General features: G+C 58.5%; 14 protein-coding genes and 1 pseudogene. 8 read left to right on the top strand and 7 right to left on the bottom strand.

Annotation, left to right across the window (positions count from 1 at the left end; translation table 11 throughout):
- Positions 1 to 221 precede the first annotated feature (221 nt).
- The 3 genes from ACVINW_RS19440 to ACVINW_RS19430 all read left to right on the top strand — a co-directional run bounded on the left by ACVINW_RS19440 (position 222) and on the right by ACVINW_RS19430 (position 4,386).
- Complete coding sequence (locus tag ACVINW_RS19440; RefSeq protein WP_456752773.1) at positions 222 to 2,462, top strand: tetratricopeptide repeat protein; 2,241 nt, start codon at positions 222 to 224, stop codon at positions 2,460 to 2,462.
- Between the two features lie 363 nt (positions 2,463 to 2,825).
- Positions 2,826 to 4,004 carry an MFS transporter gene (locus tag ACVINW_RS19435; protein ID WP_456752772.1) on the top strand — a complete coding sequence of 393 codons (1,179 nt, stop codon included), beginning with the start codon at positions 2,826 to 2,828 and terminating at the stop codon, positions 4,002 to 4,004.
- Positions 3,997 to 4,386, top strand: coding sequence for a DUF3088 domain-containing protein (locus ACVINW_RS19430; protein ID WP_456752771.1), 390 nt, complete (start codon positions 3,997 to 3,999; stop codon positions 4,384 to 4,386). Before ACVINW_RS19435 ends, ACVINW_RS19430 begins: the two co-directional genes overlap by 8 nt.
- Before the next feature lie 14 nt (positions 4,387 to 4,400).
- Here ACVINW_RS19430 and ACVINW_RS19425 read toward each other — a convergent pair whose 3' ends face one another.
- From ACVINW_RS19425 to ACVINW_RS19415, 3 genes are all read right to left on the bottom strand, one after another.
- Entirely contained in the window at positions 4,401 to 5,372 is a 972-nt protein-coding gene (locus ACVINW_RS19425; protein ID WP_456752770.1) for a LysR substrate-binding domain-containing protein, read from the bottom strand.
- 447 nt (positions 5,373 to 5,819) lie between these two features.
- Positions 5,820 to 7,979 (bottom strand): prolyl oligopeptidase family serine peptidase, encoded by a 2,160-nt coding sequence (locus tag ACVINW_RS19420; RefSeq protein ID WP_456752769.1) that lies wholly within the window; start codon positions 7,977 to 7,979, stop codon positions 5,820 to 5,822.
- Positions 7,980 to 8,577: 598 nt separating this feature from the next.
- Positions 8,578 to 10,443, bottom strand: coding sequence for an alpha,alpha-trehalose-phosphate synthase (UDP-forming) (locus ACVINW_RS19415; RefSeq protein WP_456752768.1), 1,866 nt, complete (start codon positions 10,441 to 10,443; stop codon positions 8,578 to 8,580).
- A gap of 137 nt (positions 10,444 to 10,580) precedes the next feature.
- Between ACVINW_RS19415 and ACVINW_RS19410 the strand changes: the two genes are divergently transcribed.
- Positions 10,581 to 10,703 (top strand): hypothetical protein, encoded by a 123-nt coding sequence (locus ACVINW_RS19410; RefSeq protein WP_456752767.1) that lies wholly within the window; start codon positions 10,581 to 10,583, stop codon positions 10,701 to 10,703.
- Between the two features lie 584 nt (positions 10,704 to 11,287).
- Here the strand turns inward: ACVINW_RS19410 and ACVINW_RS19405 are convergent.
- The 3 genes from ACVINW_RS19405 to ACVINW_RS19395 all read right to left on the bottom strand — a co-directional run bounded on the left by ACVINW_RS19405 (position 11,288) and on the right by ACVINW_RS19395 (position 13,167).
- Positions 11,288 to 11,821: a DUF2285 domain-containing protein gene (locus ACVINW_RS19405; RefSeq protein WP_456752766.1), complete on the bottom strand. Its 534-nt coding sequence runs from the start codon at positions 11,819 to 11,821 to the stop codon at positions 11,288 to 11,290.
- A gap of 58 nt (positions 11,822 to 11,879) precedes the next feature.
- A complete protein-coding gene (locus ACVINW_RS19400; RefSeq protein WP_456752765.1) occupies positions 11,880 to 12,071 on the bottom strand; it encodes a transcriptional regulator domain-containing protein in 192 nt (63 codons plus the stop codon).
- Positions 12,072 to 12,534: 463 nt separating this feature from the next.
- Positions 12,535 to 13,167, bottom strand: a complete 633-nt coding sequence (locus ACVINW_RS19395; RefSeq protein ID WP_456752764.1) for a type VI secretion system ImpA family N-terminal domain-containing protein — start codon at positions 13,165 to 13,167, stop codon at positions 12,535 to 12,537.
- A 510-nt stretch (positions 13,168 to 13,677) separates the two neighbouring features.
- On the opposite strand from ACVINW_RS19395, the gene aepX reads away from it, so the two are divergent.
- From aepX to ACVINW_RS19375, 4 genes and pseudogenes are all read left to right on the top strand, one after another.
- A complete protein-coding gene (gene aepX, locus ACVINW_RS19390) occupies positions 13,678 to 14,547 on the top strand; it encodes a phosphoenolpyruvate mutase (protein ID WP_456756443.1) in 870 nt (289 codons plus the stop codon).
- A gap of 483 nt (positions 14,548 to 15,030) precedes the next feature.
- Positions 15,031 to 15,810 carry a phosphocholine cytidylyltransferase family protein gene (locus ACVINW_RS19385; protein WP_456752763.1) on the top strand — a complete coding sequence of 260 codons (780 nt, stop codon included), beginning with the start codon at positions 15,031 to 15,033 and terminating at the stop codon, positions 15,808 to 15,810.
- Positions 15,811 to 15,848: 38 nt separating this feature from the next.
- On the top strand, positions 15,849 to 16,457 hold the full coding sequence (locus ACVINW_RS19380; RefSeq protein ID WP_456752762.1) for a CDP-alcohol phosphatidyltransferase family protein: 609 nt from the start codon (positions 15,849 to 15,851) through the stop codon (positions 16,455 to 16,457).
- A 111-nt stretch (positions 16,458 to 16,568) separates the two neighbouring features.
- Positions 16,569 to 16,722: pseudogene (locus ACVINW_RS19375) on the top strand (IS66 family transposase); the annotation flags it as partial.
- 97 nt (positions 16,723 to 16,819) lie between these two features.
- On the opposite strand, the gene ACVINW_RS19370 reads toward ACVINW_RS19375, so the two are convergent.
- Positions 16,820 to 17,995 (bottom strand): cytochrome c, encoded by a 1,176-nt coding sequence (locus ACVINW_RS19370; RefSeq protein ID WP_456752761.1) that lies wholly within the window; start codon positions 17,993 to 17,995, stop codon positions 16,820 to 16,822.
- Positions 17,996 to 18,001 lie beyond the last annotated feature (6 nt).

The raw sequence follows: 18,001 nt of genomic DNA, 5'->3' as shown, positions 1-18,001 counted from the left end.
GCGCTTTCGCTTGGTCCTCGTGCCAGAGAAGGAAAGGAAAACGCGATGAGAAAGAAGATCGCTGAGATCAAGACCACCATCCGTACCACCACTCCGTACACGGGTACGCTCTAGGTTTGTGCAACGGATGCCTTGAATGCATCTAGCTGATGAGAGCATAGCGGCATCGGAGGGTGGTCCTATCGACCACCCTCCTTTGTGACAGGTTTCGGGAGAGTATAATGGTCGATTTGATCCAGCAGCGCGTGCTTCCAGCCATATCATCATCTGTCGAGCTCAGTCCGATTACGATTTTGAAGGCAGAAGCGGGCATGGCTCCGGTGCCGACGATCAAATCGGCACTCGCGAGCTCCAATTCCAACTTCTCCATCACCGACGGCGACTGGCGGACCGGCGGCTATCTTGCCGGGCTGCAAGCGCTCATCGACGTCGAACTGAGGTGGGCGAAAGAAAATAGGCCCGAACTGATTGAGGAGGCGCAACAATCCTTGAAGCGGCTATTCCCCCTCCTGGTCAGCGACGCCTTTACCGTGCCGAAGGATCTCACCAATACTTCGAGCAAGGAGGAGCGTACCCGGTTCTACCATCATGAATATCAAAACAAGCTCCTGGTCGGACTAGCCGAATTCCTGATCAAGTGCGCCCGACAGCTCAGCGAACGTCACATCATCGTCATCGATCGGGCGGCCGCCCTGTCCGGCTCGGCCAAGAATCTGATCAAACTACTCGTCAGGCTGGACGACAATGCGCGGCTGTTTCGGTTCGTCCTGATCGATTATGAACAACGCCTTTATTTTCCGGAGGCCAGCGAAGTTCATTTCGGCAGATATAGCTCGCAAGAACTGGGCACGATCCTTGATCGAGACCTGCCTGCCGATAAACGACGGCAGATCTACGATGCAAGCGGCGGCAATCCGTTGATTGCGGAGGCTTTGAGCAAATGCGCGGCAGCAGGATTGCCGGTCGTCGGCTATCTCGATCCGACCGCGACCGTGGATCTCTATCTAGCGAGCCTCAACACCGGGGAACGGCATAGCCTTCTCAAATCGTACATTGAATCCGATTGCACGACGCCTGATCTGATCGCGCAACGAAACTATGCAATTTTTGAGCACGCGACAGCAGACCATCTGCACGAGCAGTTGCACCGCGCTCGCCTGGACCGCTATCTGGCCGGCGAGGCGCCACTCGTGATGCTTCATGCGCTGTCGGTACGGGACAAATTCAAGCGTCTGGAACTACTTGCAGAGCCGAGTCAGATCCTTCAAAGCATCGGCCTATATGATCTCTGGTTTAGCTACTTCGGGGAACTTGTCGCCGATCCTGCGCTTCGCACCTACGGCTCGGGAGATGCTCCAGTGAACGCCGCCTTCATCAACGCGGCTTTCGTGCTGTATTCGCTTGGCTGCGGGCGGGTATCGGTTCCCTATCTGGATGAATTCTACAAGACCTTCCCCAAGAGCCGATACACGCCAACGGTTCTCTACGCCCAATCAATGACGTATGGACGCTATCAGCAGCCGGTCAACCTCACGGTGGCCGAAGAGTATGCCGTGCGAAACCTGGAAGTTATCGAGCGTGATTTCAAGAATCATGACAAGTACGATTACATCAAGGTGTTTGCAGAGAACGCCTATGCCTACATCAAGGCCAAGCAGGAGAAGTATCAGGAAGCCCTCGCCCTTTGCGCGGAAGGCCTTGGCAAGATGCTCAAGGCGTATGGCGACGAGCGCTTCAGGCTTCACCAGTCGATTCTGATCTACAACACCAGCCAGGTCTATGAACTCGTCGACGACCTTCCCCGGGCCGAGAAGCAGTTGCGTGAGGCCATTGCCTACGATCCCTATTATGGAGAGTATCACAATGACCTGGGTAACCTGCTTTCGAAAGTAGCCGGAAGGGACGCTGAGGCTCTCGAGGCATATGCACGTGCCATCGAGCTTTGCCCACCCTATTACGAGGCTCATCTGAACAGGGCCGCACTTCGCAACAGGATGGGAGATGCCGCGGGGGCGCTGGCCGATCTCGACAGAACACTCGTCATCAAACCGAATGAATGGCGAGCTCACTTCGAGAAGGGTAACATCTTGCTGCGGCAAGATCGGCCGAACGCTGCTCTGGAGTCCTATCTGGCGGCGGCCGAGATCAATCCCAATAATCCCGATTTGCAGAGCAATCTCGGCCTTGCCTATTCCGAGCTTGGCAAGGCGAACGAGAGCATCGCGCACTATCTTCGGGCCCTTGAGCTCAACCCTCGGCACGCGCCGACGCACAACAATCTCGCCATCGAGTACTTCAACGAGGGCCGGCCGGATATATCGCTGAACCACGCCACGGTCGCCGTCGAGATTGGGGGAGATCCGGATTACCTCCTCACCCGTGAGCACATCCAGAAAAGTCTGCAAGCTGACCTGGCTTCGCGGCGGGACCGAGCTTCTGTTTCTCCCGCAAAGCCAGGATGAGGTTGCGGCTCATGGCAGTTTTGCCACCGAATCCGAGCGACGTGCGACAGGAATCGCTAAGGAAATGGGTGCTGCACCTGGAAGGTTCGACGGGGTCTCGCGAACGTTGTTGCGGCAAGCGCTGCAAGCCAGGCTAACCGGCAAGGGGAACGCGTTGGCCGGCATTTTCTGGCGAATGACCGAACTCCGCGAGGAGTTGACAGGTAGTACGATGCCTTTTTCCAAGTCGTCTCGTTGCGAGAGGGTTCGTCATCCCCTTGCGGGCTCATCGCACCGATGCCGCCTCACGAGACCAATGCCATTCATCTTCGGCTTTTCGTCAAGGGACATCCACTCGGCGATGCTCGATGAGCCAGGTCAACAATGAGTGGGGCGAGCACACGTCAGTTCGTCTATCTCTCGCATTTGATCATCCAGATCGGCGGCTGGGCGTTCCGGATCGGCATCCTGATCGGCCTTCTGCAATCCGGCACGAGCGCCGCGGGTATAGGCATTGCGGTCACTTTTGCGCCTATCATGCTGGGGAGCCTCTTGCTGTCGCCGCTGGTCGACAGAGGCGACCCGATCTCAGCCATGATGATCGTCAATGCTGTTCGCATATGCGCGCTGCTCGCCATCTTCGGTACCGGAGAAGCCGATTCATTTCTGAGCTATGCCGCGATGGCTGTCCTGAGCCTGGTCCAGCCCGTTTACTTATCTGCAGAAGTTTCCTTCTTCCGTCGTATCACGTCGGAAGACGGCATGATCTCGGTACTGCGCAACATCGCCAATATCGACTGGCTCACCTATCTCCTGGGAATGTTTGCAGGTGCCATGCTGTCCGATCAATTACACTTGCCAGGCGTTTTGGTCTTCAACGTATCGGCGATCATCTTCTCCTTGATCGTGCTCCTTGGCATCAAGCAGCAGTTCAGAAGGACACCGGCAGTCCTTGAGGCGCGGCCTTCGGGTACCATCCTGGATCTGGCACCACTCTATCCCGCATTCCTTGCCGTCTTTCTGCTCAATCTCGGCGCCGGCATCATCAATGTCTATCCCGCGATACGTGCCACGGCTGACGGGGTTCTCGATAAGAGCGCGCTATTGACGATCGTCATGAGCAACGGCGTTTTCGCCTTGCTGGGCGCGCTCGCCGTCAAGCCGATCTTCGAGCTGTTGGGCGCCTTGCCAACCATCGCCGGGGCCGCAGTGCTGCTTGCGGCGTGCCTTGCAATGATGTCACTCGATGCAGGTCTGTCCGTGGCAATCGTGTCCAGCAGCGCGATGCTTGGCTTTGGCCAAATATTTGCGGCTGCGGCTCACGCGCACATGGTCTCTTCGGTGGCTCCCGACCGAGCCGGTCGCCTTTCGGGGCTATTTCAAGGTTGCACCTATAGCGGCGTTGCGGGAAATGGCTTTGCTTTGTCGGTTTTGGGTGATCGGCTTGCTCTAAGCATGGTTATCCTCCTATGCGCGGGGAGCGCATTCCTAGCATTTGCGGTTGCAACCTTCGCCGTGGTCAGATCGAGGGACTCTCAAGCTGCATGTCCAGGCGATGGCTAGATCAGGGGCCCGCATCATGCCATGGGATCAGCTGTTCCTTTTAGAACGCCCCTTTGCAGATCCGGCCCTTCCAGGACGGGAATTCTATTGCTGGCACTGCTTGCTGCTGGACGGGTTGCTGTCGGCATTTCCAAGCTGCGCTGCGAGGCTCGATGTTCGTCGAATCTCCTGGGCGAGGCCGCGAGCCGCGCTCATCGAGAGGCTTGGGCAGGATCATCAGTCCGCGCCAGTTCTGATTTTAGAGAAGGGGAGCCCTTTACCAGAGAATGCGAGGTACGCGAACGGCCTCGCCTATGTCGACGAACCATTTGCAATCCTTCATCTTCTAGCCGCGCGCCACGGATTTCCGGAGCCTTACCCTCGAACAGTCCGCACCTTGTAGGCGGATGATGGCCGTCAACGACTTGATGCCACCAGGGGACTATCCGGAAGCTTCGATTGAGCGGCTTGCTTGATCTGCCGAGTTGGGACCTCGACGAGCGATGGCTGATGATCCCGGCTCAGTATTTCTGACAGCGCCCAGCGCTCAAACTGTTTGACAGCCGCGTTATTTCGCGCTTGCTCATTGACAAACATGTAGATCGAGCGATTGACCGGCACGAAGCCAAATGGAGCGACAAGCTCTCCTTTCTCAAGGTTGCTTCTGACCAGGATTTGCGAGGATATCGCGGCTCCCAGCCCACTTTTTGCCGCCTCCATAGCCAAGGAAAATGTATCGAACACAACCTTGCGAGATCCCTGCAAGCATATTGCAGCTGCGCCGGCCCATTCGCTCCAGGCGTCCAGCCTGTCGGCCTCGTGCAACAGAGAGATAGAGCGAATATCTTTCGGGTTCTTGATCGCCTCGAGTGTGGCAGGCGCACAGACCGGGCCGATCATCTCGTTTGAAGCGTGCACCTCGCGGATAGGAAGCGGCCACTTCAGCCGGCCGGCGAAAAACAATACGTCCAACGCGCCGACCAAGAGCGCGTCAAGATCGCCTTCGGTTTCAAAGAGAAAGTCTACGTCTTGATGGAGTTGGCGGAACCGGCCTATACGGGGCAATAGGCCGTGCGACAAAAAGGTTGTCGAACACCCGATCACCACGGAACGTCCTGCATGGCGCCTTCGTAGCTCGTAGCATCCTTTCTCGAGCATCGTGAACGCGCTCGCACAGCTGCGCTTGAGCTGTTCGCCGTCGGATGTCAGCCGCACGCCCGAACTATGCCGAATGAATAGCCTCCTGCCGAACCAATCCTCGAGAAGGCGCATCTGGTAGCTTACCGCGCCGGTCGTCATGTTCAGCCGCTCGGCCGCCCTCGAGAAGCTTGGAAACTCGCTGACCGCCTCAAATAGATGGAGACTTTTCAGGATCGGTAACTTGCGCATCTTTCTTTCCTGCCTCTAGCTTGGATAGCTGTCGTGCAGCCTTGCTGTGTGCTCCGATTTTCTCCAGCACGACAACCGCGGTCACTGACTGCCGGGACCGCGCACGACCGGGACCTCTTTCGGGATCGGCCTGGGCCGGAGAACTCAACCGACCTCGCTCCCTGCCCGGTCGGATCTGCGTCCCCAGGGCACAGCTCGCTTCGATATCCATCCGCATACAGAGTTGATTGCGGCACGATTTGTACAGAAGCCGGAACGGAGCTTAGTCTGGAAATCGAAATTCATGAGCAGTCTGCCTTAGCAATACTTCATCACTCGCCGGCGAAGCGCCTCGGCGGCCATGTTGCACGACGCCCTGAGGGTTGAGGAGATCGAAAACCCATCGCCGCGTGGGAACTGCTTCGGTTGCCCCTTAAATCCGTAGCGTCTCACCCGTCGATTGGCTGTTCAGTGTATTGCGTCCCATCCCAGCTTGATGAATTCAGTCGGTTCTTCAGAACAAAGCCGCCTCGATGCATAGGTGTATTCAAGGGCCAGTCGACGCGCAACTTCGATGAAATTGGCCGCAGCGCTGTGTCCCCCATCGATGTTCTCGTAGTAGAAGTAGGGCTGGCCGAGGGCAGCGAGCTTTGCTGCAGCCTTGCGGCCGTGCGCGGGATGCACGCGATCGTCCTTGGTGGAGGTGAGAATCAAAGGAGCGGGGTAGGTCTTGCCCGGTATCAGCTTCTGATAGGGCGAGTAGGCCTCGATCCACGCGCGCTGCTCGGCGATAGCGGGATCGCCGTACTCGCCGATCCAGGAGGCGCCTGCGCCCAATTTGGTGTATCGAAGCATGTCAAACAGCGGCACCTGGATGATCGCCGCGTTGAAGAGCTCGGGGCGCTGGGTGATTGCGGCGCCGACGAGTAGCCCGCCCTGGCTGCCGCCTATCACTCCCAGCCGCCGCGGACTTGTGATCTTGCGGCGGATCAGGTCCTCGGCAACGGCGATGAAATCATCCCACGTCGTTTGCTTCGTTGCCCCCTGGGCTGCCTGATGCCACTGGGGGCCAAACTCGCCGCCCCCACGCAGATTTGCAACGACATAGGCATTGCCCTGTTCGAGCCAGAGCCGTCCCACGGGTCCGAGATAGGAGGGCAGAAGCGAAGCCTGGAACCCGCCATAACCATAAAGAAGTGTCGGAGTGGCGCCGTCAAACCTCGCGTTCTTCGGTCGCACCAGTGAATAGGGAATTGACGTGCCGTCATGCGAAGTCGCTTCGAATTGCTCGACGACATGGTTGGACGCATCAAAGGCGGTGGGTGTCGTCTTCAATTCCTCAAGCCTTTGAGTGTCGGCATCAAAATACCAGACTGACGTTGGCCTCAGATAGCTTGAGACAGCGAACATCGCCTGATCCGCGTCATCGGAGGTGGCCGATACGCTGACATTCGCATGTTCCGGCAGTGGGATCGGCGTCGCCGACCAGGCTCCTTGGTCGTACATGTAAACGAACGCTTTGCTTTGAACGTTGTCTAGGATCGTCAGGATCAACAGGTTCTTTGTGAAGCTTAGCCCGCTCAGGGCCTGGCGCGGCCCAGGCTGGAAGACGAGCGAGGCTTTGGCGCGCAGCGGATCCTGTTTCCATTCGCTCAGGTCATACGAAATCAGCGAGCCGGCACTGAAGCTGACATCACCGGACGGCGTCCAGTCCTCATCAAGCTTCACAAGCAGGCGGTCACTTATGAGGCCTGTGATGGAGGCCTTCTTCGGCAGGTTGAGCCTGACGGGCCCGTCGGGCCGGAAAACCACATGCTCATGCTCGAAAGAGCTGATCACACGGATGGCGCCGGTCGCATGAATATGACCTTCACTGTCACGAAGTACGAGGGGCTGCGTCACAACATCGCCAGCCTCGCCCCGAAAGATCTCGCGAGCTTCGCCGAGCGGCTGACCGCGCTTGAGCTCCTTCACCACAAAGGGGTAGCCGGCCGGCGTCAAAGAGCCCTCGCCCCAATCCCGTGCAACAAGCAGGGTGTTACGATCGATCCAGCTGACGTACTGCTTGCCCTCCGGAAGATAAAAGCCGTCCGCAACGAAGGCCTTGGCCTCGCGGTCGAACTCGCGTATGGACGCGGCATCCTTGCCGCCATCGGAAAGACTGATCAGGCAGAGCCGCTCTTCCGGCGGAAGGCAGTCGCCACCGTGAAAGACCCAATTCCTGTTCTCGGCGACAGCCAGGGCGTCCACGTCGAGGATGGTCTCCCACTGTGGATCCTGGCTACGATAGCTCTCCAGCGTGGTGCGCCGCCAGACGCCGCGCACCTGCTTCTCGTCTTTCCAGAAATTCTCCAACCCGCGCCGTCCGAGCGAGACGTATGGAATTCGATCCTTTTCCTGCAATATGGTGAGCGCCTGCTCGTAGAAACGTTGATAGCGGGGGTCTGATTGGAGCACCCCGAGCGTCTTCTCGTTCTCGGCGCGGACCCAAGCCAATGCGTCTGACCCTTCGATCTCCTCAAGCCAGAGGAATGCATCATCAGGCGCCGCCATAGTTGTTCGCTCCTCCGAAAGCGCCGTGGAGGAGGCAGTCGAAAGCAGCGCTGTGGAGAGGACTGATGTGTTCATGGACTTGCTCCGGCTGAGGTCGAGGGCCACGCTGGCTCGGTACGTCAAGCAGGAGATGTGGAAAGTACGCAACGCATGACATGGCTCGGCTCGCGCTACCGCCTCGTGGACCATCCATTGCAAGCTGCGTGCCGGCTCAAGAGCCGCAAGTTTCAGCCGCTCGGGGCTGCACGAGATGTCCGCTTGCCGACATTGGTTGCCAAGCAGACGCTGAAGTCTCGGCAGCGCCGAGCTCTCAGCACTGCCATTATTATCGGATCTTCACCCGCCAGGAACGGAACACAGACGCGTTGCCTGCCCGCATCGTAACGCTTATCTCCACATATGAGGCACGTTCTTCCGAGCCGGCCGCCGGGCAGATTTGTCGACTGGGGTCATGACCACAAAGAACAGCGCGTTGATCAGCAGCCAGCTCGTGATCAAGCTAAGGGCCGTGCGCATGGCGATCTCCAATTCCTGACTGCCCATCTGCCGAGACGTTCCGCTCATCTTGCGGGCGGCTGCGGGGCCGCAAGAACTGTCTCAGCCGCCAAGTCTATATTGTGCCTCTGTCCTGCTACAGAAGCCCCTCATCCGCCGTGCTGCTCCGCGCGCCCGGTCAATCCTCCCCCGCTCCAGGCTGTTGTTCGGGACGACCACCAATCGGAGCTGTGTCCACCGGCAGATCCCAGAGTCTGTCCTGAGTATGTATCAGTGGGGCCTCTAACGCCTCATAGGCCTTCTTCTCATCTTCAAAGGCCGCCTCCTTCAAGGCGGCATCCGCGGGGTCGATTTCGTTATAGTTGGCCAGCGCCTCGGCATGCCTTCGGAACAGCGGCATTTGAGCCTCGTTGGTCCAGCCGAGACCCAGACGGTGGAACTGATCAGCCGGAACGGTGACCCGGCTTCTGTCGAGCTCTCGAACGTTGTCCGCCGACCAGTCGTGAATGGTAAAGGATTCGATTTTATCCATCATCGAGCGCCAGCGCGTGACACGCTCCTCAAGCGGCATGTTGGCGGCCTTCGAAATAGCGGCGGCGATCTCTTCAGGGTGGTTCGGATCCACCAACAGCGCCTCGTTCTCGTTGAAATCTTCGGCCGCACCGGCAAATTTGGATAGAACCAGCACGCCGGGATCCTGCGGATCTTGTGCAGCAACATATTCTTTTGCCACCAGGTTCATGCCGTCGCGCAACGGTGTCACCACACCAATCTTGGCAGCCCGGTAAAGCCGCGCGAGTGCAGCCTGGCTGAACGAGTCATTCGTGTAGTGGATCGGCGTCCACTCGTCCGTGCCATGCTCGTTGTTGACGCGGTCGATAGCCTTCTCGACGTGGTCTTTATATTTCTGATACTCTTCGACGTCGGCGCGTGAGGACGGTGCGATCTGCAACAGCGAGATGCTGTGCGGCTCGGTCCTTAGAAGCTGATCGAGCCCTTCGACCCGTTTGTCGATACCCTTGGTGTAGTCGAGCCGGTCTACGCCGATCGCGAACTTGGCGCCCTCGAAGTTTTGCAACAGTGACGAGACTTTTTCTTGCTCCGCAGGAGAAAGATCTGCCGCAAGATACTCCGCGAACTGCCTGGGATCGATACCGATCGGGAACTTTTGCAGTCGCGTCTGGCCGCGCTCCGTGGTCACGACGCCATCTTTGCTCTCGAGCCCGAACTGGGTTCGCAGACCGGCCGCGAAATTGTTCAGGTCCCGGTTCGTCTGAAACCCAAGCAGATCGTATTCCAGCATCGACTTCATCAGTTCGCGATGATTGGGCACGCGCTCGATCATGTCGGGCGCCGGCCACGGCGTATGGAGGAAGAAGCCGGTTGGCCGCTCGATGCCAAGGTCATGCAAGGCGGCCCCAAGCGGAAGCAAATGATAATCATGCACCCAGAATGCGTCCCGATCTCGGACGTCGAAGGCCGCCCGCGCAATGAAGTCGTTGATGTTTCGATAGCTGCCATAATCCTCTTCGGAGCCCGACATCTGGTCCGGCAGGGAGTGCAACGCCGGCCACAACGTCGAATTGGAAAAACCGCGATAGTATCCAGGATAGTCCTTGGCCGGCAGCTCGAGCCTGGCCACCTCGCCTGCGCCGGTCTTCACGAGTGGCAAAGGGCGCTCGGTCCCATCGCCGCGGTTTTCGGAGGATCCGATCCAGACCGCGCCGGAGCGCTGCACGACCGGCTCGAGGGCCGCGGCGAGCCCGCCGGTCTGAGGTTTATTGGGGTCGAAGGGCGCGACGCGGTTCGAAATGACGACAAGCTTCAAATCAGGTTGCTGGTTGACTGCATCGCGGCGATCCACCTCGGCCGAGACAGCAGGATCGGAAGGACCTGCATCGGCTTGTTCGTTCAGCTCCGGCGGTATCTCGTCCAGGTGCTGGTCAAAGGCCGCTTCGTCTATCGTTTCATCTCGCTGAGTGGGACCTGATGTACTGCCGGAAGCCGACGTTGCCGTATCGAGCGCGTCATGGATTCGAACCATCTCGTAACTCCGTTTGACGATGTTTGCGTTTGAAGCAGTCGCAGATCGGCCCCCGAGGTGTCTCCACCTCCATAGTGGCAGGTCTAGCTTTCCGAAAGCTGACCAGTCGGCGCGCCAAAGAGCTGAATAGTGCTCCCATGCAGGAGTTCGGCGCGATTGCGGCGGATGATGCGCCGGCATGTCGCATTCTTGCGGTGAAAGAGGCAATCGAGAGCAACGCGGCAGAGAGCAGCGATGTTTTCGTGGCTTGCTCCGGATGAGGTCGAATGTCCGCGCGCACCGGCTTCGCGGTCGGTGCGCAAGCGGCGCAAAACAAGCAGCGACCCCGAAACGCACATAGATGGTTTGTGCCAGCCGGCGGATCATTCACCGCAAGCTGATGCCGGCCAAAGACCGGCATATTTCAGCTGCTCAGGGGCCCCGCGGCCATGTTCGCCTGCCGACACTGGTTGCGGAAACCACCGACATCGACTGGATGCCGGCCGGAGAGCTTGTCAGGCGGCCGGCAGTTTCGATCCTCGGGGGCCATGAACTCAACAGTGTTGCACCCGCCGGCCAGCGCAGTGCTTGTCTCCGGAAAGCTTGCTCCCAGAGCGTTACTGGTCTGACCTGTCGACCTGCGTCATCACGAAAAAGAGCAGCACGTTAATCAGCAGCCAGATCGCGATCAGGCTCAGGGCGGTATACATGACGACCTCAAAATCGTTCACTGCAAGCGTTTGCCGGGCTGGACGTGCTCCGCCGCGATATTCGCACCAGAGGTTTGACCAGCGGGGACATACTTGCTTGCCTACAGGCTGCTGCCCTTGGGAGCACGGCATGCAGCTGGCCGATCAGCGACAGCTCAGGTGGTGCCATCACTGTTTTTTCCCTTGTGGCGAAGCAAGTCACGATAGCCGCCTCGAATGAGGCGCAGCCCCATCTGGACCAGGCGAATGGTCCGGCTGCGCAGATCGTGTGTTTTCCACGCTCGATCAGGGATGCGAGACTTGCCAAAGAGGCCTCGCGCGATGTTGCGGTAGCTGTTGCCTTCGAGCCACCCGTCCACCGCCCGCAAGGCGAGGATGTGCCGACGCCGGGTCCCGCTGGATTGAGCAAGAAGCGGCCGTCCGACGGGGCGCCGTTCGAGCGCCAGCCAGAATCGATGCGCAGCCTGTAAGCGAAGGTCGAAATTCCGGTCGAACGGCAAGTCGACGGCAACCAACGATCCGCACCGCGGAAGTTCTCTCAGCCAAAGCCGATGCTTCGCTCCTCCGAGCGGCACGATGGCATGCCATCCGTCCGGCGCTTCACGAAGCTCGCTGCCCGCCAGGTCGGCGAAATCAAGCTCGTACGGATTGGACGCGGTCGAGCCGACCGCCGTGCGAACGGTCAGCACGCTCGGCAGCGTCTCGGGCGACCAGAAAACAGCCTGTTTGTCGAACGTCTCATTCGGGTCAGCTGCGAAACGTCAGCCCCCACTTCAGACGGAAGTGGTCCCTCCCATCTGACCCTTTGCTCTCGACCAAGGCCCCGAAATCCTTTTGATACTCGCGATCGCGGCGCAGCCACTCCCAGGCTATGTCGGCCGGTTCTGCTTTACTGACATTGTGGTATGCGCTCTCTGATCTCCAGTCGGCACCTGACATCGCACCATTTTCCCCGCAAGCTTTGAATGCATACGCAAGTAAACGGCAGGGTTGTGACGATTTATGGCTGCACTCATTTAGATATTCCACACTGGACGCACTTATGCGATGGAACGATCAACTTTTGCGATGGAAAGGACACACGTCCGCTTCTCACACCGTCACTCTTCCCTTTTGGGCACGCGTGTTGCAGTGATTGCGATTGCTCCAACGCGCTGAACGGCCAGCTGGCGCGCCCAACGGGTCAGGGTGACGCTTGCGAAACTTCGAATCCTGACACGCCGGCAACAAAGCCGATCGGATGCGACGATCGCGCGGCGACGCCGATATTGCACTCACCGCAGAGATCCGGCCAGGCGGGACTCTCATCTTTCCTGCAAGAATAAGCATGTGGTCCATGAAGACATGCCAATCACAACCGGCGCCAGGGATAGCGCTACGTTGGTGCTGCTGCTCAAGCCGCTCAGCCGGGAATGTAGGTGGAGCAACCGCCATTGGGACCCGACATGGCACTGATGCGAGTGGTGGCGCGTTCGTAATACGATTGCAGTGCACGGAACAAAACGTCCAAGGTGAACTGCCCATTGACCAGCTTTCCCCCGAGTGCGCGAGCCAGACCATCGAGCGCGTCACCGGCGGCAATCACTCCCGAAGCGTCAGCTTCAGTCGGCTCGATCGTGGCCAGCGCCGGCCCGAGACGAAGGAGCCAGTCGATCGCTGCGGCCCGCGCATCACCCCTCGTGACCGGCGGAAATAACCCCTCCCAGTGCGCCTCCACCAAGCCGCGAAGGACGCCGAGGCCGATGGCAAGACCCTCATAACCCTCGGCTCGAAACAAGCCATAGGTGGCCCAGGAGGCGACCAGAATGTCTTTTGACCGGTTCGACAGGATGTTGAGCGACAAAGTATTGACCTTGCTCCAGTCAACCGCAGCCGGTCCGTCCAGATCCATACGCCGAACCTCGGCCTCGAGCCGTTTGAAGATGGCGGCCTCTCGAACATTATTGCCGGCAGGTAGAGGACCAGGCACGGGCGCGGCGCCGTGGCGCGAACGCGCAGCGATATTGTCGCGGACTACGATCCAGTAATCAATCATGCTGGCAAAACCATATGCGCGTTGCGATCTGTCGCGTCGTCGGAACAATCGACTTCGTGCCCCCGGGCTGTGTACCGTGAGTCGATGATGCTGAAAGCCACCACACCACTCCTATGCGGCTGGCTTACCGGCTGACATGCGTCGATCAAACCTCATGCCAATTCAGAAAGCCTGATTGTAATACCGTTTGCTCGATCGAACGTGTCATGGGTCGGACAGCATGTTGCACGCCCGACATCAGAGCCGCTGGCAGCCCGGATAGCAGAGGCCGGCAACAACGACCGGAGATGTGGAGATAGAGGGCTTGGCCGTTCCTGCGATCTCCGGCGATGTCTGCCATCCGGGAGCCAGTCAACTACCAACGCTCGTCATTGATCCAGATGACAGACACAGTCACGTTCAGTGACAAACGTCAGCCGGTCAAGCGCACAAGGATTCGGCATGCAGGCCCCGTCACCTTCTGTCCCCGCCAGCGGCCATCCCCGGTCCGCCAACCCATCATTTGCCGAAATGATGCGCGCCCAGGTCTGCTCCAGTGATGAGCTCTCGTTTCTCATGGAAGCGCACGATGGCCTCTCCGCCGCGATCGCCGGGCGCGCGGGCTTCAAGGGCCTTTGGGCATCGGGCCTGTCGATTGCCTGCTCTCTGGGTTACCGGGACGCCAATGAAGCATCCTGGAGCCAAGTCGTCGACATCGTCGGGCGAATTGTGGACTCAAGCCAGTTGCCAGTTCTGGTCGATGGAGATGGCGGCTTCGGTAACTTCAATAACGCTCGTCTGTTGGCCCGCAAACTCCGTCAATGTGGCGCTGCCGGCGTTGCGCTCGAAGACAGTTGTTTTCCGAAGATGAACTCGTTCGTTGGCGATCGGCATCCGCTTGCTGACATCGACGAGTTCTCCGGCCGCCTGCGCGCCGTGAAGGACACAGTCGCGGACGATCTGATCCTTGTGGCCCGTATCGAATCGTTGATTGCCGGACATGAACTCGACGAAGCTATCTCCCGTGCCAACGCATACGCGGACGCGGGATCTGATGCGATCCTCATTCACTCGCGAAGAACCGCCGCGGACGAGATCTTCGCGTTCACGCGTGCTTGGCAGAACAAGTTACCGGTCGTCATCGTTCCAACGAAGTACTATCGAACCCCGGTCTCGGCATATCGCAGAGCTCGCATTTCCACAGTGATTTGGGCCAACCACTCCATGCGAGCTGCAATAGCGGCAATGCGACAGGTCTGCAGTCGTATCATCGCTGAGGAGAATACTGCCAGCATTGAGCCCAGCATTGCGACGCTCGACGAGGTCTTCGAACTTTTTAAGTACAACGAACTCGCCAATGCGGAAGCGCGATATCTGCCCCATCACACTGAGCTAAAATAGCAGGTTTCATCCACGCAACAGCGCACGAAAAGGGTTTTCGCCATGAAACCGCCCACCTTCCACTACGCGCGAATCAATGATTCACCATTGCCATACCATCAAATAGTCCGGCGGCAGCTCTTACGGCGCGCAGCTCTTACGGCGCCCAGTTATACATTACTGCAGACTCCCGCTCCTACTCAGTTGCTGCCTCGTAAGGGCGATCTCGCAGCGAGCTCGCGGACGGGAAGCCGGAGACAGGCTAATCTCGACATTGTCTCGTAGTCGAGGCGCGAGGCGTCTTCAGGGGCCGCTCCGATTTGCTTTCGGAGATGGCTAAGCGATACCAACCATCCTGAGCTTCACCGCGACACCGACGCCTGCGCGTTCGGAACATCTCCCCTACAGTTCCATGAAAAAGAGCCGAGATCAATCTCAGGCTGCTCGTGGAAGCTCTCAACTCGAATTGCCGACGCGGCATCCACGACGACCAAGGAGACCCCGATGGCTGATACCGCTCCTAAAACGGCCATCGTTCTCGCCGCCGGCTTGGGCTCACGCTTGCGACCACTGACCGATCTACGACCAAAACCGCTGATAGAGGTCAATGGAACACCGATACTTCACAACGCTCTACGGCATTTGCAGGCGGTAGGCGTGCAAGACGTGTCGATCGTCGTCGGCTACCGAAAGGACGCTATTCAATATGCCTGTGGCGCTCGCTTCGGCGAACTCAAAATTAACTACGTCGAGTCTTCTGTATTCGACCGCACCGGTAGCGCATATTCCCTCTGGTTAGCTCGCGACGCACTCCTATGCGGCGACATATACCTCCTGGAGGGCGATGTCTTCTTCGAGGAGGACGCCCTGCACTATCTTACTCGGGGCGAGGCTCGTGACGTTGCAGCAGTTGCGCCCTTCAAGGCAACAATGCAGGGATCTGCAGTACTGGTTTCAGACCGCGGATTTGTCTCAGGTTTTCGCATGAAACAGTCCGGCGCCGACCTGTTGCCTGGCCGCCCCAAGCTTTTCAAGACAATGAATTTGTTTCGTCTCTCAGCATCGTCGCTCCGCACGACGATTGTCCCCGCGCTCAACGAGATCGTCGGGTCGGGAGCCACTCAAGCCTATACCGAGGAGCTTTTGGCGTATCTGGTGGAGCGCCGCGGGCTACAGCTCGCAGCGATGCGCTGCGACGATCTACGATGGTGCGAGATCGATAGCGCCGAGGATCTTCGTTTCGCCAACAGCTTGTTCGCCATCCGAGCAACACCCAACGGCTAGGTACGCTTATGGTATGATGACTGACGCGGGTATTGATCATGCTTCGATACTTGTTTGACCCGGCAAATGCTATCACAGCGTTTGGTGTGATTTTGTCGGGGGTTGCGTTATCCCTCGCTATGGACGGCCGCATTGAAGTTGCCGTTGCAGTTGCTCTCTGGGCGATGCTCGCCGATCACCTTGACGGAATTGTCGCACGTCGTACCAGAGGCCGGTCGAGAATAGTCGGTGAGATGGGCAAGAGCTTGGACGGATTCTCTGATCTTATATACGGCGCCGTGTTCCCCTGCATCGCAGTACTGCAGTTGAACGGTGTTACGGCTCTGTCTGCCACCGTCGGTACAATGCAGCTGCTAGCAGGCGCGCTCCGCTTGAGCCACTTTAGCATCGTTGGGTTATCAGCAGATCGTTCTTTTACAGGTGTGCCGCTATCTTACGACGTTCCGCTCCTTGCCATGCTCGTACTGATACAGCCTCTCGTGAATCAGCCATTGTTCTCATGGTTGGTTCTCAGCTCGTTCGCTGCCCTCGCTACGTTGCATGTTTCGTCAATTCGTGTCCGAGCACCGGCTCGTCCAATGTATATCGCGATCTTGCTCTTTAGCATCGGAGCATCAGCAGCCCTATCGATCCGGACGATGATTTAGGCTGTTAGCGAGCACCTTGATGCGAGAGCAGGCATGGCCGCCATTGCTCGGCGCGGCAAAAACGCCGCGGCGACGGCGGACCGGCTGGGTGGGAGCGGAACGACGCATACGGTCGAGCTCGCCTTCTGCTGGGTGCGCATGCGGCAACTTCTACGAACTCGCGACCGCGGGCCCCGCTCCGATCGCGAGCGAGGCGCTGAAGCACATCGCCACATTCTGTGCGATTGAGAAGGAGATCCGGGGCCGTGCCGCGCGGAAGGAGCGTAAGCGCTGTGCGGGCATCCCCTTCCGAATTAGGTGGCGATCTGTCCAACCATCGCTGCTCGCCGGCCGTGAAGAAGTTGATCAATTAGCCACAAGTCTTATCTCTGCCGGGCGACATCAGCAGGCGTCACCGGCGAGCCCACATTTCCCCAGCTTCTTCTTAGATAGTTGCTCAGGTTGGCTATCTCTGTATCGTCCAGCTCGCTTGCAAGGCCGTCCATAGACTTCCAGGACGGCTGTGGGAATGGTGCCGGCCGGGCGCCATAGAGAATGATGTTGATTAGGGTGGCCGGGTCGCGGGTCTGAACTATCGGATTCCCAACTAACGGAGGGCCCGTCGTGACATTGCCCAATCCGTCCGGCAGATGACAGGTCGCGCAGCGCAACATATAAACAAGCTGACCGGCTGAGGCTTGAACTGCAGAGGGCGACGTTGGGGTTTGGCCGGCAGGCGCAAGAGCTTTCAAGTAAACCGCCATGGCGTGAATGTCCGCCGTGCTAAGGTGCTGGGTACTGTTGCCAACGACTTCGTTCATTGGACCGAAGATGCCTGCGCGAGAGCTGTGCCCTGATTTTAGGTACCTTTCAAGATCGCTCGTCTGCCATGACGCGAGACCATCCTTAGCGCCAGTGAGATTGGGAGCTGACCAAAGTCGCATCTCGCCGGGCCGGACCCAGTCGCTATAGAGACCACCTGTTAACGCGAGCTCAGCCTTCTCGGCCCCGAAGCTGTTACGTGGTGTGTGACATGCGCCGCAATGCCCCAATCCTCGAACCAGGTAAGCTCCTCTATTCCATTCTTGAGATTCGTTGGGGTCTGAGTGCCAACGGCCCGGCGTGAAGAACAGACGGTTCCAAACCGCCATCATCGATCGCTGGTTAAACGGAAATCGTAACTCATTCGCGCGAACAGTGTGCCGCACAGCCGGAAGACTACGAAGATAGGCCCAGAGTGCATCCAAGTCTTCGTCGGATAGAATTGTGAAAGCCGGATATGGGAATGCCGGATAGAGGTGCGCGCCATCAGCGCGAATGCCTTCGCGCATCGCGCGAACAAACTGCTCCTTGGTCCAGCGGCCAATCCCCGTATCCGGATCCGGGGTTATGTTCGAGGAATAGATCGTGCCAAAGGGCGTTTGAAATGGAACGTTGCCTGCGAACGGTTCGCCATCACCCGCAGTATGGCAACTAATGCAGTTCCCAGCGGCCGCTAAGTATCGCCCCTGTACCGAGAATTCCGATTCTTCGGCGAGGGATAGTCTTGCTTCAGGCATAGCGAT

Source organism: Bradyrhizobium sp. USDA 4461, from assembly GCF_054055655.1.
This window is presented reverse-complemented; position numbering and strand designations above follow the sequence as displayed.